The 18,099-nt window shown below is 46.1% G+C and carries 13 protein-coding genes; 9 read left to right on the forward strand and 4 right to left on the reverse strand.

Annotated features, from left to right (window positions below):
* The first annotated feature begins 33 nt into the window (after positions 1 to 33).
* From HHL16_RS20780 to HHL16_RS20790, 3 genes are all read left to right on the forward strand, one after another.
* Positions 34 to 921, forward strand: coding sequence for a DMT family transporter (locus HHL16_RS20780; RefSeq protein ID WP_169427256.1), 888 nt, complete (start codon positions 34 to 36; stop codon positions 919 to 921).
* Between the two features lie 80 nt (positions 922 to 1,001).
* Positions 1,002 to 1,649, forward strand: coding sequence for a porin family protein (locus tag HHL16_RS20785; RefSeq protein WP_169427257.1), 648 nt, complete (start codon positions 1,002 to 1,004; stop codon positions 1,647 to 1,649).
* Positions 1,650 to 1,755: 106 nt separating this feature from the next.
* The gene (locus HHL16_RS20790; protein WP_169427258.1) at positions 1,756 to 4,710 is read left to right on the forward strand and encodes a prolyl oligopeptidase family serine peptidase; all 2,955 of its coding nucleotides are present in this window, start codon (positions 1,756 to 1,758) and stop codon (positions 4,708 to 4,710) included.
* A gap of 85 nt (positions 4,711 to 4,795) precedes the next feature.
* On the opposite strand, the gene HHL16_RS20795 is transcribed toward HHL16_RS20790, so the two are convergent.
* Entirely contained in the window at positions 4,796 to 5,512 is a 717-nt protein-coding gene (locus tag HHL16_RS20795; RefSeq protein WP_169427259.1) for a hypothetical protein, read from the reverse strand.
* A gap of 52 nt (positions 5,513 to 5,564) precedes the next feature.
* Complete coding sequence (locus HHL16_RS20800) at positions 5,565 to 6,740, reverse strand: FecR family protein (protein ID WP_169427260.1); 1,176 nt, start codon at positions 6,738 to 6,740, stop codon at positions 5,565 to 5,567.
* A 148-nt stretch (positions 6,741 to 6,888) separates the two neighbouring features.
* Here HHL16_RS20800 and HHL16_RS20805 point away from each other — a divergent pair, with 148 nt between their 5' ends.
* The 6 genes from HHL16_RS20805 (at position 6,889) to HHL16_RS20830 (ending at position 15,999) form a co-directional block, all read left to right on the forward strand.
* Positions 6,889 to 7,455, forward strand: a complete 567-nt coding sequence (locus HHL16_RS20805; protein ID WP_169427261.1) for an RNA polymerase sigma-70 factor — start codon at positions 6,889 to 6,891, stop codon at positions 7,453 to 7,455.
* A 275-nt stretch (positions 7,456 to 7,730) separates the two neighbouring features.
* Positions 7,731 to 11,339 carry a SusC/RagA family TonB-linked outer membrane protein gene (locus HHL16_RS20810; RefSeq protein WP_169427262.1) on the forward strand — a complete coding sequence of 1,203 codons (3,609 nt, stop codon included), beginning with the start codon at positions 7,731 to 7,733 and terminating at the stop codon, positions 11,337 to 11,339.
* A gap of 25 nt (positions 11,340 to 11,364) precedes the next feature.
* Positions 11,365 to 12,813 (forward strand): RagB/SusD family nutrient uptake outer membrane protein, encoded by a 1,449-nt coding sequence (locus HHL16_RS20815; protein ID WP_169427263.1) that lies wholly within the window; start codon positions 11,365 to 11,367, stop codon positions 12,811 to 12,813.
* Between the two features lie 13 nt (positions 12,814 to 12,826).
* The gene (locus HHL16_RS20820) at positions 12,827 to 13,945 is read left to right on the forward strand and encodes a TlpA disulfide reductase family protein (protein ID WP_169427264.1); all 1,119 of its coding nucleotides are present in this window, start codon (positions 12,827 to 12,829) and stop codon (positions 13,943 to 13,945) included.
* A gap of 19 nt (positions 13,946 to 13,964) precedes the next feature.
* Entirely contained in the window at positions 13,965 to 15,359 is a 1,395-nt protein-coding gene (locus HHL16_RS20825) for a thioredoxin family protein (protein ID WP_169427265.1), read from the forward strand.
* A gap of 136 nt (positions 15,360 to 15,495) precedes the next feature.
* Positions 15,496 to 15,999, forward strand: a complete 504-nt coding sequence (locus HHL16_RS20830) for a histidine phosphatase family protein (protein ID WP_169427266.1) — start codon at positions 15,496 to 15,498, stop codon at positions 15,997 to 15,999.
* Here the strand turns inward: HHL16_RS20830 and HHL16_RS20835 are convergent.
* Both HHL16_RS20835 and HHL16_RS20840 read right to left on the reverse strand, forming a co-directional pair.
* On the reverse strand, positions 15,996 to 17,606 hold the full coding sequence (locus tag HHL16_RS20835) for a PDDEXK nuclease domain-containing protein (RefSeq protein WP_169427267.1): 1,611 nt from the start codon (positions 17,604 to 17,606) through the stop codon (positions 15,996 to 15,998). The genes HHL16_RS20830 and HHL16_RS20835 overlap by 4 nt on opposite strands.
* A gap of 131 nt (positions 17,607 to 17,737) precedes the next feature.
* The gene (locus HHL16_RS20840; protein WP_169427268.1) at positions 17,738 to 18,007 is read right to left on the reverse strand and encodes a hypothetical protein; all 270 of its coding nucleotides are present in this window, start codon (positions 18,005 to 18,007) and stop codon (positions 17,738 to 17,740) included.
* Positions 18,008 to 18,099 lie beyond the last annotated feature (92 nt).

Genomic DNA, 18,099 nt, shown 5'->3' on the forward strand with positions numbered 1-18,099 from the left:
GTTAAGGCATATTAACTTTGAATAATTATTCTCATGCGAAAGGCATTCATTCAATTACATACAGCTGTTTTTATAGCTGGCTTTACAGCTATTTTAGGACGACTCATTACACTCAACGAAGGTTTACTGGTTTGGTATCGATTGCTCTTTACCATCATCACCATGTGGCCTCTCTTTGCATTTCAGAAAAAACTGCAACGCATTTCGTTTAAAGAAATGATGAAGATCGGTGGGGTAGGCGTTATTGCTGCGCTGCACTGGGCAACGTTCTATGCCAGCATCAAATACTCCAATGTATCCGTTGCACTGGTTTGTTTCTCTTCCATCGGTTTTTTCACTGCCATCTTTGAACCTATCATTACGCGCAGCAAATTCAAGATCATCGAAATTCTGCTGGGACTGATAGCGGTAGTGGGCATTTCATTGATCTTCCATTTTGATCCGTCGTTCAAAGTGGGCATCATACTGGGCATTATCACGGCTATGCTGGGCAGCCTCTTTCCCATTCTCAACAGAGGATTGCTGAAAACACATTCAACGGAAACGGTTACCGTGTACGAACTCACCGGAGGTTTTGTATTTCTCACTCTGGTGATGCCGTTCTACCTGAATGTGTTCCCTACAGACAATCTGATACCTGGCTGGCAGGATCTCATATGGCTGCTGATTCTCGCATGGGTATGCACGGTACTCGCATTTCAGATGTCGATGGAAGCATTGAAAAAGATCTCCGCATTCACTGTGAACCTCACGTATAATCTGGAACCGATCTATGGCATCTCACTGGCCTTTATCATGTTCAGGGAAGATAAGATGCTGACCAACGCATTTTATGTGGGACTGGCACTGATCGTTTGTTCGGTGCTGTTTCAATCTTTCCTGGTATACCGGTCTAACAGAAAACCGGTATACAGAAAGTAAAAGCGGCTGATTTGTCGATCTAACTTGAGTTGTGATGAAAGGTTGTTTAATTTTATAGGATAAACCTAATCACATTTCCAATGAAAAAGATCCTAGCGTTAATGTTATGCGTTGCTGCATCAACCTCTGTTTATAGTCAGATTCGAATCGGAGTGAAAGGAGGTCCAAACCTTTCCAATCAGCGGACCCGCACCAGAGGCATGAACAGCGCCGGCAACCTCGATTACATAACAGGTTTTCAGACCGGATTAACCAGTGATATCAAACTCACCAGTACGCTTCACCTCAGACCGGAACTGCAGTATACAGCCAAAGGCAGTCAGGGAAAGGGGGATGGAATAAAAGTAAAATCCAATCCCGGTTATCTTGAACTGCCATTGAACCTGGTGGTTTATCGTGAGGGGGCGAAGCTCAGTTACTATGCAGGTGTTGGTCCGGTGCTTGCTTACGGGATATCAGGCAAATACAAATTCAACGACAGCAGCAACGATCTATTCGGTAAAGACGGAACGTACCGCCGGTTCGAGCTTGGGTTCAATATCGTTGCAGGCATCGATCTGCCTGGTGGATTTACCGCAGCACTGAACTTCAACCGGGCAATAACGAAAGCATGGAGCAATACCATTCATGTTACCGATATGCAGGGAAATGACAGGGGTACATTGCATACGTATGCCAGGAATTTCTCATTAGGCATCAGCGTTGGATACTTCTTCTACAAAAAGTAGATAACAGAACATACAGAAGGGCGGATTTTTCCGCCCTTCCTTTTTGGTGCAACATTGACCTGAAAAAAGGTATATTTAGCCCATACTACTACTAAACATTCATGGTATGACTAAAATGCCCCTTTTATTCATGGCAGTATTGTGTTCTACTGCCGCCCTGGCGCAGAAAAAGCCGCTGGATCATTCGGTATACGATGGCTGGCAAAGCATCAGCGAAAGGGTTATCAGCAACAATGGAAAATATGTGGCCTATACCATCACGCCACAGGAAGGCGATGGAACATTGGTGATCCAGGCAACAGACAAATCGTTCAAAAAGGAATTTCCGCGCGGAGCCAATCCCGTTATCACGCCGGATAACCGGTTTGTACTGTTCAGAGTGAAGCCCTTCTTCAAAGACACACGCGAAGCGCGCATCAAAAAGAAGAAACCGGAGGATATGCCCAAAGACACATTGGTGGTCTTCGAATTCGGCAAGGACAGCATCCTTCGTGTACCCAATATCAAAGGTTTCAAAACGCCCGAAAAAGGAACAGGGCAATGGATGGCTTACCTGCTCGAAAAAGCGGCGCCACCCGTTCTTCCCAAACCTGCGCCTGATTCACTCGCACAGCTGAGCAATCTGGAGAAGATGGCCGACAGCCTCGTACGTGTGAGCGACAGCCTCCGCAAAAAAGCAACAGAAGCCCGCACGAAGGGCCTCAGCATATTGCAGCCTGCAAAAAAAGAAAGCAAGTCCGCACCTAAACCCGGCGATCCTGTTGAAGAAGGAACCGAACTGGTGCTGCGCAACCTCTACACCGGTGAAGAAAAAAGATACCAGTTGGTATCCGACTACCTCTTCAGCGAAAAAGGAAATGTGCTGCTGATAGAAACAACCCGCAAAAATTCCGATACGCTCCGGCAGTCGCTGGTACTCTGGACGAAACTTCCGGAAGGGACCACTGATACGGTTATGCGCAAATTCAACGAAGCACGCAACTACTCCTTCGACAAGGAAGGAACACAGTTATCCTTCATGGCGGAGCGCGACAGCGTTTCCAAAGCGCTCACCAAATTCTTCCGTCTCTGGTACTACAAACCTGGCTACGACAGTGCACGCATCCGTGCAGACCGCAGTACGGCGGGCGTTCCATCGGGATACACCGTAACGGAAAATTATCCTGCCACATTCAGCAGAGATGGAAAGAAACTGTATTTCGGATTATCGCCCATCCGCAAACCGAAAGACACTTCGCTGGTAGACTTCGAAACAGCACGCCTCGATATCTGGCATTACAACGACGATTATCTGCAACCTCAGCAACTGGTGAATCTTTCCCGCGATCAGCGCAAAGCATATATGGCGGTACTGAATTCTCCGGAGGCAAGTACAGTGGTATCGTTATCGAATCCTGATTTTGATAATGCCGCATTGGTGGATGAAGGCAACGCAGACTATGTACTGGTTACCTCCACCAAAAACAATCGCGTAGCATCACAATGGCAGGGATTCACTATGTCTGATGCCTATATCGTATCAACACAGGATGGATCGCGCAAACTGGTGAAACAGAAGATCCGCGGCGGTTACAGCGCATCACCCTCCGGTAAATTCATCATCTGGTACGATGCTGCTTCAAAACAATATTTCACTTACGAAGTAGCTACCGGAACCACGCGCAATATCACACAGAAGATCACTACACATCTCTGGGACGATGAAGATGATCATCCCGATGATCCCGATGATTTCGGTATTGCAGACTGGACAGAAAACGATGCAACCGTACTCATTTACGATCGTTACGATGTATGGCAATGCGATCCCACAGGCGCTGCGGCCCCCATCAATGTAACGGACGGATATGGCAGAAAGAACAGAATCATACTTCGCATACAAAGCACAGATAAAGAAGCCAGATTTGTGAAGCGCGATGAGCAGCTCATCATTGGTGGCCTCAACAGAAACAATAAGTACAACGGCATATTCACTAAAAAACTGGATGTAACCGGCGAGCCGGTACAACTGTATCAGGGCCCTAATGCATTGGGGCTTGCAGGAAAAGCCAAAGATGCATCCATGTACATGCTCTCAGTAGCAAACGTGCAGGAACCTGCGAACATCAACGTTTCTGCTGATCTGAAAACTTTCACCAAACTCAGTGATATCAATCCGCAACAAAAAGAATACAACTGGCTCACCGCCGAGCTGGTGAAATGGAAAATGTTCGACGGAAAAGAATCTGAAGGACTTCTCTTCAAACCCGAAAATTTCGATCCTAAGAAAAAGTATCCTGTGATTCTTTACTTCTACGAACGCGATGCAGATGGTTTGTACAATTACCGTAATCCGGCGCCAAGCGCCTCAACCATCAACATTCCATGGTTTGTGAGCAATGGCTATCTCGTATTCGATCCCAATATTTACTACAAGAACGGACAGCCGGGAGAAAGCGCTTACAACTCCGTTGTATCTGCAGCGAAGATGCTGGCCAAACTTGGGTATGTAGATTCAACCAAAATGGCCATACAAGGCCAGAGCTGGGGAGGATATCAGGTTTCTTATCTCGTAACAAGAACGAATATGTTTGCAGCTGCAGGCGCCGGCGCACCTGTAGCGAATATGACCAGTGCTTATGGTGGTATCAGATGGGGCAGTGGCATGAACAGACAGTTCCAGTACGAGCGCACGCAAAGCCGCATCGGCGCTACATTGTGGCAGAGACAGGATCTTTATCTGAAGAACTCTCCGCTTTTCCATGCACCGAAAGTAACAACGCCATTGCTGATTATGCACAACGATCAGGATGGAGCAGTGCCATGGTATCAGGGTATCGAATACTTCACTGCACTGCGCAGACTGGGCAAAAAAGTATGGATGCTTCAGTATAACGGAGAAGATCACAACCTCGTAGAACGCAGGAACAGAAAGGATCTGAGCATTCGTCTCAGTCAGTTCTTCGATCATTACCTGAAAGGTGCGCCTGCAGCAAAATGGATTGCAGAAGGAGTACCTGCGATAGACAAAGGAATCGATTGGGGAACGGAAGTGAAGGGAGAAACGAAAGCGGGTTTCTGATATCAGTAAAAATAAAACATAACACAACGGGCAGACTGATTGGTCTGCCCGTTCTTATTGGTTGAAAGTATAAATTTATTGTGCATCACGCTGCAGTGGACAAATACCTCACCAGACATCGCTTCGCAACGGGCAACAACGTCTCATCCAGCGGAAAACTCAGATCCGTTTCTATCGAATACACTGCCGGATTCGGAAGATCTTTTCTCAACCGCAACAACTCCGTCTTAATATTCTCATACGAATTCGAAATATTCCGCGTCCACTGATCTAAATACTCTGTTCTGATGGCGCGGTATTTTTCTTCGTGATTCTCAAAGATACTGAGCTTGTACTGATACACACGCGTGATGCGGTAAGAGCCGTCGCTGAGAAAGAAATATCCTTCGTGGCTGTCGAGCGGAATAAGTCCAACAGGAAAGATCGTCAACTGATCTTCCACAAACTCATAAATGGCAGTTCCACTGCTGATGGTGGTTTGTATCTCTGCCGTTGCATAATTGATGATGTCTTCCAGCTCCTGCATCAGCTCATCGTCTTCAATGATCTGTTCGTACAGCAACTGCAATTGTTTTATCTGAAAGCCGGTAAGTTTTTTGGGGAAATGCTCCTGCAAATACTTTTTGTTATTGCGCAGCGCAACAAGATTGTTGTAATGAAAGATCACATCTGAAAGTTGCGGATAGAGCCGGTTCTCATTGAAATATTTATTCACTTCCTGCAGATAGGCGAGCAGGGTATATTTCTTCAGTTCAAAATCTACATATCCTTCGGCAAACCAGGTTTCGGAGAGTGTAACCATAAATAAAAGTTTTATGACGCTCTGCTATCCTGAATATACGAAGATTAACGGATTATTCCTCTATCAGTTTTTTGCCTTCCACCTTCAGATTGATATTGCCGGAACTCAGTACGCGCAGGATGCTGCTGAGCGGAAGATTTCTTTCGATCTTTCCCGAAAAGATTTCGGATGAAGGATTGCTCTTGTACTCCAGCTCCAGATCGTACCAACGCGCAAGCTGACGCAATATGCTGCGGGTATCTGTTTTATCGAACTGAAAATATCCTTTCACCCAGGCGGTGGATAGTAACGGATCTACTTCTTTCACGCTGATATTTCCCTGGTTTTGCAATTGCGCCTGTCTCCCTGGTTCGAGCAGGACAGACTTCTGTGTATTGTTCACTTTAACGGATCCTTCGAGCAGTGTAACCAATGCCTGTGGTTCATCTTCATAATTCATCACATTGAAATGCGTGCCGAGCACCTGTATATTCATCTGATTGTTCTTCACAATAAAGGGCATGTCTTTATTGGCTTCGACCTCAAAATATGCTTCGCCCGTGAGTTCTACTCTTCGTTCACCGTCTTTGAACTGAACCGGATAACGAAGCGTGGATGCCACATTCAGCCAGACTCTTGAACCATCGGAAAGCGTGAGCTGATAAGGCCTTCCTCCACGCGGCACTATCACTGTGTGCATGGCTGTAGTGGGTGTAATGGGGGATACGTTATATGCAATGGACCCATCCCGGAGTTTCTTTACTGTAGCATGGCCGGCTATTTGTCCATTTGCCTGTTTATCGAGCGCAAGCTGCTGTCCGTCTTCAGTTACAAGGATGGTCTGAGCAGTATTTGGTTCTATCGCTGGTGGATTTTGCTGCTCCTTTTTTTCAGCAAGAGGAGTGGTGCTGGGGCGTTTCATCAACCAGAAAACAGCCAGTGCAGCTACAAGAAGTAGAGAAGCTGCAACAGCTGAAGGCCACCAGCGGCGTGCTTTTCCGATGGATGGTGTTTGCTCCTGATGCTGCACTATCTGTTGCAGCATCTGATCCCAGTTAACGGTTCGTGATTCATCGCGCAGCTCACCGGATTTGGCACGTTCCCATAACAACTGATACTCCTCCGGCAATGCAACATCCTCCTCATCCATGCCATGAACAAGTATCAGCAATTCATCCAGTTCTCCGGAGCTGATGGTTTTGTTCTGATAGCGGGATAGGAGATACCTTACCCTGTCTTGTATTTCCATACAATAGGTTTTATTTGTTGTTATGGGGCCGTATGCACAGTAAAGACAGTCGGCACTGTAATTATAACTATTGATCCAACATATTTTTTTTCATCACCTGTGTATATGATTTTTTTAGTAAACTTGCCCTGGAAGCCGCCCAACCAAAATGAGTACTCACAACCATACTGCCCCCGGCTATTCAGAATTTCTGCACCTGTTCAACACATACAGGGAACCGGTACTGGCGTATATCCGTACCATTACGGCAGATCATGATGTGGCGGAAGAACTCACACAAAACATCTTTCTCAAACTCTGGCTGAAACGCCTTCAATTCTCCGAAATAGAAAACAAAGACCAGTACATTTTCCGCATGGCACACAATGCCAGCATGAACTGGTTCAAGAAGCTTGCACTCGATGCAAGGCTTGCCGGCGAAGTGAAACGCCGCATGAAGCTTGAGAACAATAATGTAGAAGACCATATCGCACACAGAGAAGCCAATGCGCTGCTCGAAAAAGCTTTGAACACTTTACCTCCTCAGCGCAGAAAGGTATTCGAACTCAGCAGAAGACAGGGCATGAAACTTTCCGAGATTGCGAGCCATCTCAATATATCGAAACACACAGCCAACAATCATTTGGTTACTGCCTTATCCCAGATCAGGGAATACTTCGCAATGCATTGCGGAGATACCGCCTTTCTTATCCTTGTATTGTCGCATGCATTATAGTGCGCAGAAATTATTTTTCTTTCCCTTAGCTACAATTCTTTTCTCATGGGTCTATGTACGTAAAGAGGCCACGTTTTCGGATGCATCTGCAAGGCATCCGAAAAAAAGAACCGCCACAACTGTAATTGCGGCGGTATTGTTCCGGGGTCTCTGATAATAACTAGCAGGCTATTATTTAAAACCCAAAACTGGTGCAAATTATGCATTTCCTGAATTCCAGGGAACGGCGCTTTTTCTGCATGCGCGCTGCCCCTGCCAAAACTATCTGGTTAGGTATGAGATTAACTGCCCTTCTGCTTACTGTACTTGTATGCCAGGTTGCTGCCAAAAGCTTCTCGCAACAGGTTACGTGGTCCGGAAAAAATGTTCCGCTGGAAAAACTCTTTCCGGTGATCGAACGGCAAACAGGCTACGTGGTATTTTACAATTACAATGCTTTAAAACAGGCAAAACAGGTAACTGCCGAGGCGCATAACATGCCGCTGAAACAGTTTCTGGAACTCTGTTTCAAAGAACAGCCGCTCAGTTTTACCATCGAAGGCAAAACCATTGTGGTGGCGCCGAAGAAAGAACCGCAGCCCATTCTGCAATTGTTTCCCACACTGATCGATATCAGGGGAAAAGTGGTGAACGAATCCGGTGAACCCATCGATAATGTTACCGTTACCGTAAAGGGAACCAAAACAGCCACCACTACGGATGCCGATGGCATTTTCTGGCTGAGGAATGTAAAAGAGCAATGCATCATTGTTTTCTCCGGCGTAAATATCGAAGTGTATGAGCTGGAGATCAAAGGCAATCGTGACTTTGCCATTGTGCGGCTCAAAACAAAGATCACTGCACTCACCGAAGTGAGCATCAGCATCAACACCGGTTATCAGACAATCTCCAAAGAACGCAGTGCGGGCTCTTACTCTAAACCTGATATGAAAGTGCTGCGCGACAGATCGGGCACCATGAATATCCTGCAAAGACTCGATGGCCTTGTACCAGGGCTCACCATCAACAATGCTCCCGGCGCCAGACAAAACCCACTGCTGATACGCGGTCTCTCCACCATCGGCATACCCGACGGTGAAGGCGGTTATGCAGGCACCAACAGAAGTCCTTTGTATGTGGTGGATGGTATTCCCATGGACGATGTATCTTCCATTAATCCGCAGGACGTTGCAGATATTACTGTTCTCAAAGATGCCACTGCTGCTTCCATCTGGGGCGCCAGAGCTTCCAACGGAGTGATTGTGATAGAAACAAAAAAAGCCGGAGAGAACGATAAACTCCGCATTCAGTACGATGCTTTCGTGAACTTTCAGGGCAAGCCCGATCTCGGTTACATCCCCACCATGAACAGCCGCCAGTTCATCGAAACATCCAAAGAAATGTTCGCTCCGGAACTGAATCCATGGAACAGCCTCACAGGCGATTCCGACAATGGAAGAACCGGCGTAGCGCCGCATCAGGTGATCATGTACAACCGGTACAGAGGATTGATCACCGAGGCGCAGGCCAACAAAAGTCTCGATAGTCTGGCCAGCCTCGACAACAGAGGCCAGATCAAAGATCTCTGGTATCGCAATGCTCTGCTGATGAATCATACATTGTCCGTTTCAGGAGGAGGCAGAGTGCATTCGTTCTACGGATCTGTTGCCTATACCAACACACAATCCAACCGTCCCGGTGAAAAGAACAATGCCTATAAGATCAATCTTCGTCAGGATCTGCGTTTCAACAGACATATCAATTTCTTTCTCATCACAGATCTTACCAACACTGTAACGTCAGCGAAGAACAATCCTGCAATAGACAACCGTTTTTATCCTTATCAGTTATTCAGAGATGGCAACGGAAAAAATCTGAGTGTGCCGTACATGGGTATGCTCAGCGATTCTGTACGCATATCCAATCAGGCAAGAAGCCGCATCGATCTCGATTACAATCCGCTCGATGAAGTGGGCAGAGCAAAAACAGAAAGCAATGCACTGCTCGCCAGAATTACCGGAGGGGTTACAGCGAAGCTGCTGGACGGACTGCGGTTCGAAGGTGTTTACGGCTATGTGCGAGGCGCAAACAAAACCACTTTTCTCGAAGACCTCAGCAACTATGGTGTGAGAACTGAAATAGTACAGTTCACCAGCGCAGGTGCTCCGGGCTCGACACCTGTGTACTATCTTCCTATCAATGGCAGCAGGTACACGGCTTCGGAAGCATCTCAGCGAAACTACACGGTTCGCAATCAGCTCATCTACGATCAGGGCTGGCAGAACAGGAAACATCAGTTGATAATGATGGCCGGACAGGAAGCGCAGGAGGCGCTCTCCATCTCCACCCGAAGCCTTGTGCGCGGATACAACGAACTGCTGCAAACCTACGGCTCAGTAGACTATCTGAAACTGGGATCACAAGGCGTGCCTTCACCTGTGATCGCCAACAACATCGGCAGAAGCGTACTCACCAATGATGCATTCCGCAAATCGGAAATACAAACCCGATTCACCAGCTGGTATGCAAACCTTGCTTACACATTCGACAGAAAATATGCGCTCAACGCCAGCTGGCGTATCGATAAAAGCAATCTCTTCGGATTGCAGAAATCTGCGCAGAACCGCTCTGTATGGAGCGTTGGCGGAAAATGGACCATCAGCGACGAAGCCTTCATGCAGGACCAAAGCTGGCTCGATATGCTGGCATTGCGCGCTACCTACGGCATCACAGGAAACTCTCCTGCGCCAGGCACTGCATCGTCCTACGATATCCTCAGCGCACAGAGCAGCAATTTTCTGCCCGGCGGTGTTGGTCTGCGCATCACTACTCCCGGCAACGATAAACTCACATGGGAAAGCACGCAGACCATCAATGTCGGATTCGATTTCGGCATCTTCAACAACACCCTCACCGGTTCGGTTGACCTGTACAGTAAGAAAACTGAAAACCTCATCGGCGATCTGGCCGTGAACGGATATACCGGTTATGCCTCCATCATCGGAAACTTCGGCGATATGCAGAACAGAGGAATCGAGTTGAGTCTCAACTCCTGCAACATCCGTTCAAAAGACTGGAAATGGAATACCATTTTCACCATGGCCTACAACAAAAATGAGATCACACGCCTGAACAGTGTAGCGCCGATCACCACCGGCGATCAGAAAGTGATGGAGTCTTACATGACGGGTTATGCAGCCTTCGCTGTATTTGCCTACAAGTACGCAGGTCTCGATGTTATGGGCGATCCGCAGATCTATGCAGGCGATAAATTAACCAAAGAAAGAAATGTTGCCAGCCTCGACGATATTCAATACGCAGGCACATTCCAGCCGATATGGAGTGGTGGCCTCAGCAATTCTGTTTCGTACAAAGCCATCAGACTTTCTGTAAATGCTGTGTACAATCTGGGGCATGTGATGCGCCGCGATGTGGATCCTTTCTATGCTGTCAACTGGATCTATGCAGGTTGGGTAGATCATGGAAATGTACTGAGCCTGAGCAGCAACAGCGGTTTCACAGGAGGCAACTTCAGCCCCATATTCCTCAATCGCTGGAAGAAAGCCGGTGATGAAGCCATCACGGATATTCCTTCTTATGATCCGAATTCTTCGGAAGCCATGAGCAGACGCGACATCGAGTATTTCAGAAAGGCCAACAAAAATGTTGTGAGTGCCTCCTACATCAAGATCAGGGATATCACACTGGCCTACAGTCTGCCGCAACAACTGATCCGCAGAATAAAAACGGATGATATTACGCTGCGGGTTCAGCTCTCCAACATCATGCTCTGGAAAGGAAACAAAGACGGCATCGATCCGGAGTTCCACAATGCTGCCTGGGGCGTAAGATCTGTGCCGGTAAATCAGGGATCTGTAACAGTTGGACTGAACGTCAGATTCTGATCCATTCACTTCTAAAACCGAAACAATGTTCAGAAACATACATAAGATCGTCGCATGCGTTGTGGTTGCTGCCACGATCACTTCCTGCAAAAAAGATTTTCTGGAGATCACGCCGAAGGGAAAACTCATTGCATCAACAGTATCGGATTACAATCTGCTGCTGAGTAATCTCGACCTGCTGAACATGAGCGCCGGCAGCGGTCTTGCGCAGGTTATCATGGGCGATGAAGTAGCAGCTGCTGCACCATATTTTGCAGGAGCAGATCTCCGCACGCAAAGACTCTTTCGTTGGGATGATGTGATCTATCAGCCAACAGAGATCGCTACCGAGATGAAGGTTTTCATGGAGAACCTGTATACCTACAACAAAATAATCCATGAGATCGATGATGCTACCGGTGGTTCGGAAGAGCAAAAAAAATCCATCAAAGCAGAGGCGCTGGCAAGCAGGGCATGGACCTACTTCTCACTGATCAACTACTATGGCAAGCCATACGATGCGGCAACTGCTGCCAGTGATCCGGGTTATCCCATCATTACTGTGGCAGATGTTACGGAGAGCAAATTCACGCGCGCGAGTGTGAAAGAAGTATATGATTTTATTGTGAGCGATCTTCAGGCGGCCATTCCGCAACTGCCTGCTAAAACAACACACCGGCTCAGAATGTCCAAAGCCACCGGAGAAGCCCTGCTCGGAAAAGTATGGATGTTCATGGGTAAGTTCGATGCCGCAGAACCATTGCTGGCCGCAGCTTTGACGGGTATTGCCAATGCAGAGATATCCGTTCAGTTATATGATTACAATGTTACGTTTGGGCCCAATGGCGAGTTTATGCCGGTTGGCTTTTTCGGTCCGAATTATCCTACTGCTCCGAATATCAAAGAGAACCTGTTTGCCAAGCAATTCATGAACAACTGGACGTTCACCAACTCCGAACTGGTGCTACATCCGCAGGCGGTGGCCTTGTACAAACCATCGGATCTGAGATTGAATTTCTATTCAACACAACCATTTCCCAGTGGAGACGATTACAAAGGCGGAGCACTCAGAAAAATGGGTCCCATCAGTGCACAGTTCGGCATCACGGTTCCCGATATCTATCTCCTGCTGGCAGAATGCAAAGCCCGCAACAACGATCTCAGCGGAGCAGTGACCACTACTGAAACACTTCGCAAAAACAGAATGCCTGCGCAGGATGTTGCCATCCCGGCAAATATCGCTACCAACAAAATATCGCTGGTGAAATTCATTCTCGAAGAGAGGATCAGAGAGTTTGCCATGCAGGGATACCGTTGGTTCGATATGCGCAGACTGTCTGTAGATCCCGATTACAAAAACACCGTAAAATACACGCACACATTATTCGACGAAGCTGGAAATGCCAGCTCATTTACACTCAGACCCGAAAGGCTGGTGATGCGGCTTCCGCAGCTGATCATTACACAGAATCCGGGAATGCAAAACAATCCATAAACAAATACACGTCATGAAACAGAAACTTGTTATGCTGTCGCTCTGCGCCGCAGCATTCAGCCAGCTCCATGCCCAGGAGAAATTCACCATCAAAGGAAAGATGGCAGGATGGAAAGGGAACACCAAAATATTTCTCGAATACAGAGATGGGGGAGACGGAACAAAAGATTCCACCATCGCCAGAAATGGTGTGTTCGAGCTGAAAGGATCAGTTGCTAATCCTACCAGAGCCACGCTGCTGGCGGCACCCATGAAAGACGATGGGCCTATGACCATAGAGAAATACATGAACCGCGACCTGCAGGAGTTCTTTCTCGAAAAAGGAACCATCACTGTAAAAGGCGCCAAAATTAAGAAGGCGATCATCACCGGTGGCAGCACGCAAAAAGACCTCGCATTGCTGCAGCAGCAACTGAAGCCATTGGAAGATAAAATGCGTCCATTGAGTGAGAAAATGCAGAAGCTGAAAACTGAGAAAGAAAGAGATGAGCTCTTTCCGCAATTGCGCGCCATCAGATTAGAGATGAACAAAGTGGAGGAAAAATTCTACGAAGATCATCCGGATTCTTATGTAAGCCTCGATATGCTGGAAAGCAGATCAGCAATGATCGATGTAGAAACTTTTGAGCCCCAGTTCAACCACCTGAGCGATCGCCTTCGCAGTTCAGCAGCCGGAAAAGAGCTGGCAGAGCGGCTTAGCATCGCCAGAAAATCTGCAGTAGGAAGAACAGCTGCCGACTTTACGCAAAACAATACAGAAGGCAAACCTTTCACGCTGTCTTCACTCAGAGGCAAATATGTGTTGCTCGATTTCTGGGCAAGCTGGTGCGGTCCTTGCCGTGCAGAGAATCCCAATGTACTGAAGGCATACAATCGGATGAAGGGAAAGAATTTCGAGATCGTAGGTGTATCGCTCGACGATAAATTGGCCAACTGGAAAAAAGCCATTGCCGACGACGGACTTCCATGGATCCACGTAAGCGATCTCAAAGGATGGAAGAACGACGTAGCCATCGAGTATGGCGTAAAAGCTGTTCCTCAGAACCTGCTCATCGATCCCAACGGGGTGATCATTGCAAAAGATCTTCGCGGCGAAGAGCTGGCTCAGAAACTCGAATCACTGATCAAATAATGTTTTAACTCATTCACAGATGAAAAAAATAGTATGGTTGTTGCTGCTGTGTTTCTCCATGCTGCAATTGCTGGCGCAGGATGGAATACAGTTTGAACATGGCAGCTGGAAGGCAGTGCTGGCAAAAGCCAGGCAGGAAAACAAACTGGTGTTTATCGATGTATACACCAGCTGGTGCGGTCCCTGTAAAAAAATGGTGAACGAAGTATTCCCCCGCAAAGATGTAGGGGAGAAATTCAATGCCTCTTTCATCAATTACAAACTCGATGCAGAAAAAGGAGAGGGAATCGATATCGCAAAATCCTTCGACGTTAAAGCATATCCTACCTATCTCTTCGTTAACGGAGATGGTGAACTGATCTATCGTTTCGGTGGATACAACGAACCCACTGCATTTCTGAAAGAAGCATCAGTGGCACTGGCAGAACAGAACTCTCCCAAACCACTGGCAAAATGGATCGCAGAATATGAATCAGGAAAACGCGATAAAGAATTTCTGTTGGGGTATCTTAAAAAAAGAGCCGTAGTGAAAATGCCCTCCGCCGCTATTATTGAAGAGCTGATGCCGATGCTGAGTACGGCAGAACTGGAGAGTAAAGAGGTGTTGGCAGTTATCGCCTATTACGATACCAATATCGAATATGTTCCCGGAGGAAAGTTCTACAACTACATTACAGCATCGCATGCAAAAACAGATGCGGCAATAGGCGAGCAATCCGGCTATGCATTGCAGTTGCTGCAGTTCGGCATAGGCAATTATTTCAAGAAGCAATTGATCCCTGCAAAGAACGAAGCAAAGGCTGCGGCTGCAGTAACCGCTGCCAGAAAACTGGCGGATCTGATGAAGGATGAAAACGCCGATGCAGCTTCGAAAAGAATGTGGATGAATTTCTATGCATCCTTCGGTGATGAACAGAAACTGATCAAAGCCTCCAATGATTATGTGGAGAATGGATTGCTGAAAATGAATATTCAGAAGATGCGCGATTCTGCAAAGGCGGCATACGACAGGTTCATGCAGCCATTTATTACGGGCAAAGAAGATTCTGTGAACAACGAAAATTTCACATTCTCCAAACGCTTGATGCAGGCAGGAGATCTTATCGAGCTTTCCTACAATATGCGCGATGCTGCCGAAACTGTGTTCTTCCATGTAGAAAATAAAGCAGCTGTTGCAAAAGCCATCGGTTGGGCAAAGCAGGCGAATGCTTTCTTTCCGCATTTCTCCACGCAGGCTGTGTATGCAGCGCTGCTGTATAAATCAGCCGATGCAAAACAGGCTGCTGCCTGGATGAACAAGGCGGCAACAGATTCTTTTCTGGCCGGTCAACCTGATTTGAAGGGTTTATTGATGGCCAATGCCGGTAAAATCGGCAAAGGAGAAGCCCTTACTGAAATCTGGCATAGGAAGTAATAAAGGTTGATAAACACATTTGTAACATGCGCGGATATTATCAAATAGTTATACGTGCATGTTTTGTTTTTTATATACGTAATCCGCCGCAGTTTTGCTAAATTCAGGAAGAATAACCCTGAATTAAATACATACCATGAGAATTGTTACATTGCTGACTGCTGCTGTACTTGTTTTGTCGTCCTGCTCACACACTTACTATGTGGTAAGGCATGCTGAAAAAAATGTTCCTGCTGAAGGAACCGTGATGAATACACCTAAAGATCCTCCGCTCAGCAAGGTCGGCGAACAACGCGCCATTGCACTGAAAGAACTGATGCACGATAAAGGGATCAGGTACATTTATTCTACCAATACCATCCGAACAAAGTCTACTGTGGAGCCAACGCGCGCGCTGCTGGGGTTAACAGTACAGACCTATGGACCGAAGCCCGATAGCGCGTTTATCAATCAATTGAAGCAGTTGAAAAAGAATACACTGATTGTAGGGCATAGCAATACCATCGATGATATTGCCAATGGATTGGCAGGTGAGCAGAAGGTGGAGGGCGATCTGGATGAATCGGTGTATGATCAGGTGTTTATCATTCACTATAGAAAGGGCGGGAAGAAGATTGTGTTTGAGAGAGTGAGTTATTAATTCAGGCGAGCATCAGCACTTTTCTCAATATCACTCAGAATCTGCTCTGCAATGGTGGTTGAAATATCCTCTATTTCAGGTTCAGTAAGATATTGATTGCACAATTTCTTGTAAAAGACCTCATTGTTATTGTAGCCGCCCAACTTCAGGCCGTACCAGTATTTTTCCACTACAAGGTGAAGAGTTATATTAATGTCAAAGGTTTCAGTGCCTGCAAATTTGAATCCATTAAGCTGATAATAATATTGAACTCCTCTGAATGTATCAAAGGCACTTTCTGTTTTCCACCTTTGTTCGAGGGTTGATAGATCATTGACAGTATTGGTTCCTGTGAACCAACTGTAATTGTGAGAAACAAAGCTTGGGTTGAATTCTTTTAGAGTTGCTGTGAGTTTTTCCATCAATGGTCTAAAACTATTATCAAATATTTTACAACAGCCAGCAAAATCAAGGGCTGCTTCAATTTCTCCAGCACTTCTGACCGCCAGTTTTTGTTTCACTTTTTCCAATCTTTGTGCAATGGGATCGGCTACCGCTTCAATTTCCAACCCCAGATTTTGTTCGATTTCTTCAATGCTGGGAAGCTCTCTTTGGATATGTTCCGGAAGCTCTCTTTGGATATGTTCCGGAAGCAACTCATTTATCTTGTATTCTGCTATTCCGATTGGAAGCTTGGAATCTCGTAAAGCATATTCCGCAATAACTCCATCCTTGGTTTTGCATAGTATCAAACCAATACTGTTCCCATCATTTTTATCCCGCAAAAGATCATCTGCCAGCTTCAGATAGAAGTCCATCTTGCCAATATGTTCGGGTTGAAAATCGCCGATTTTCAACTCTACTATTACATACCGTTTGAGTTTTGTATGATAGAAGAGCAGGTCATAGAAAAACTCTCTATCCCTCAGGTTCACTTTATATTGCCGCCCAAGGAAGGCGAACCATTGGCCCAGCTCCAGCAAGAATTTTGTGATTTGTTTTGTCAGCGCTTCTTCGAGGTCCTTTTCTCTGGATGCATCTCCCTGATAAATGAATTCAAAAAAATAGGGGTCTTTGAAAATCTGCTGAACAAGTTCCGATTCTTCGGGCGGGAGAGCAGTAGCAAAATTTGAAGGTAAATTTCCCTGTCTCTTAAATAGATTGGCTTCTATCTGATGTACCATTACATTTCTGCTCCACCCTCTTTCAGCTGTTGTACAAATGTAATAGGCGCGTTCATTACTATCTTTTACCTTGTCCAGCAAGGTGATATGATGATACCAACTCAATTTTGCAAGTGGTACTTGCAAAATTGTCTGACCAACCGAATAATTAATAACGGGGAATTCCGGATATGCTGTAAAGAAATCACGCATATAACGCAGGTTGCGTGGCGAAAAGCCTTTCATATCATTGAATTCCGATTTCAGATCTTTTGAAAGCTTATCAATTACCTTTGATCCCCAGCCTTCATTGATCTCCTGTTCTGCAATAATCTTCCCTGTCTCCCAATGTATTTTCAACAATTCGGTATTTACCGTATCAGTGGCTCGCCGTCTAGCTTCTCTGATTTTCTCTTTTAGTATACTCAGTACCGTTTGATATTTTTCTATGGCAGCTTGATTCATAAGCCGCAAATGTATCTTACAATACCATACGTGAAGTAAACATTTATCTACAAATAGGGCTTGGATATATGATTGTCTTTATATAGAAAAGGGTACTGTTTTTATCCAATAAATAAGTTTGGCAAGTTAGTTTATTCAAAAAAATACTCTCCGTTGCGTAACTCATAGATATACTCACTGGCAGTAATACCATTGACATCAAGAATTCTAACCTGTACGGCCGATTTCTTCATTGCTTCAGACTCTGTAGTAATATTTACATCAACACCAATAGCTGCCATTGAATACTCTTTATCGAGAATTCCTTTTCTGATTCTTTCTTCCAGCAGTCTGAGCACTTCACTTGCATCCGGGTATTCTTCTCCAGTGAAAAAGCCGATAGGCCTTAACTCCTGATGCATATTGATAGCAGCGCCGAATGGATAGAATTCTCCGGCCTCAGCGAGAAAGTATTTTTGCCTGAGATAAAATGTTATTGGTGAGTGCAGTTCGC

The organism is Pseudoflavitalea sp. G-6-1-2 (assembly GCF_012927185.1).
Classification (GTDB): domain Bacteria; phylum Bacteroidota; class Bacteroidia; order Chitinophagales; family Chitinophagaceae; genus Pseudobacter.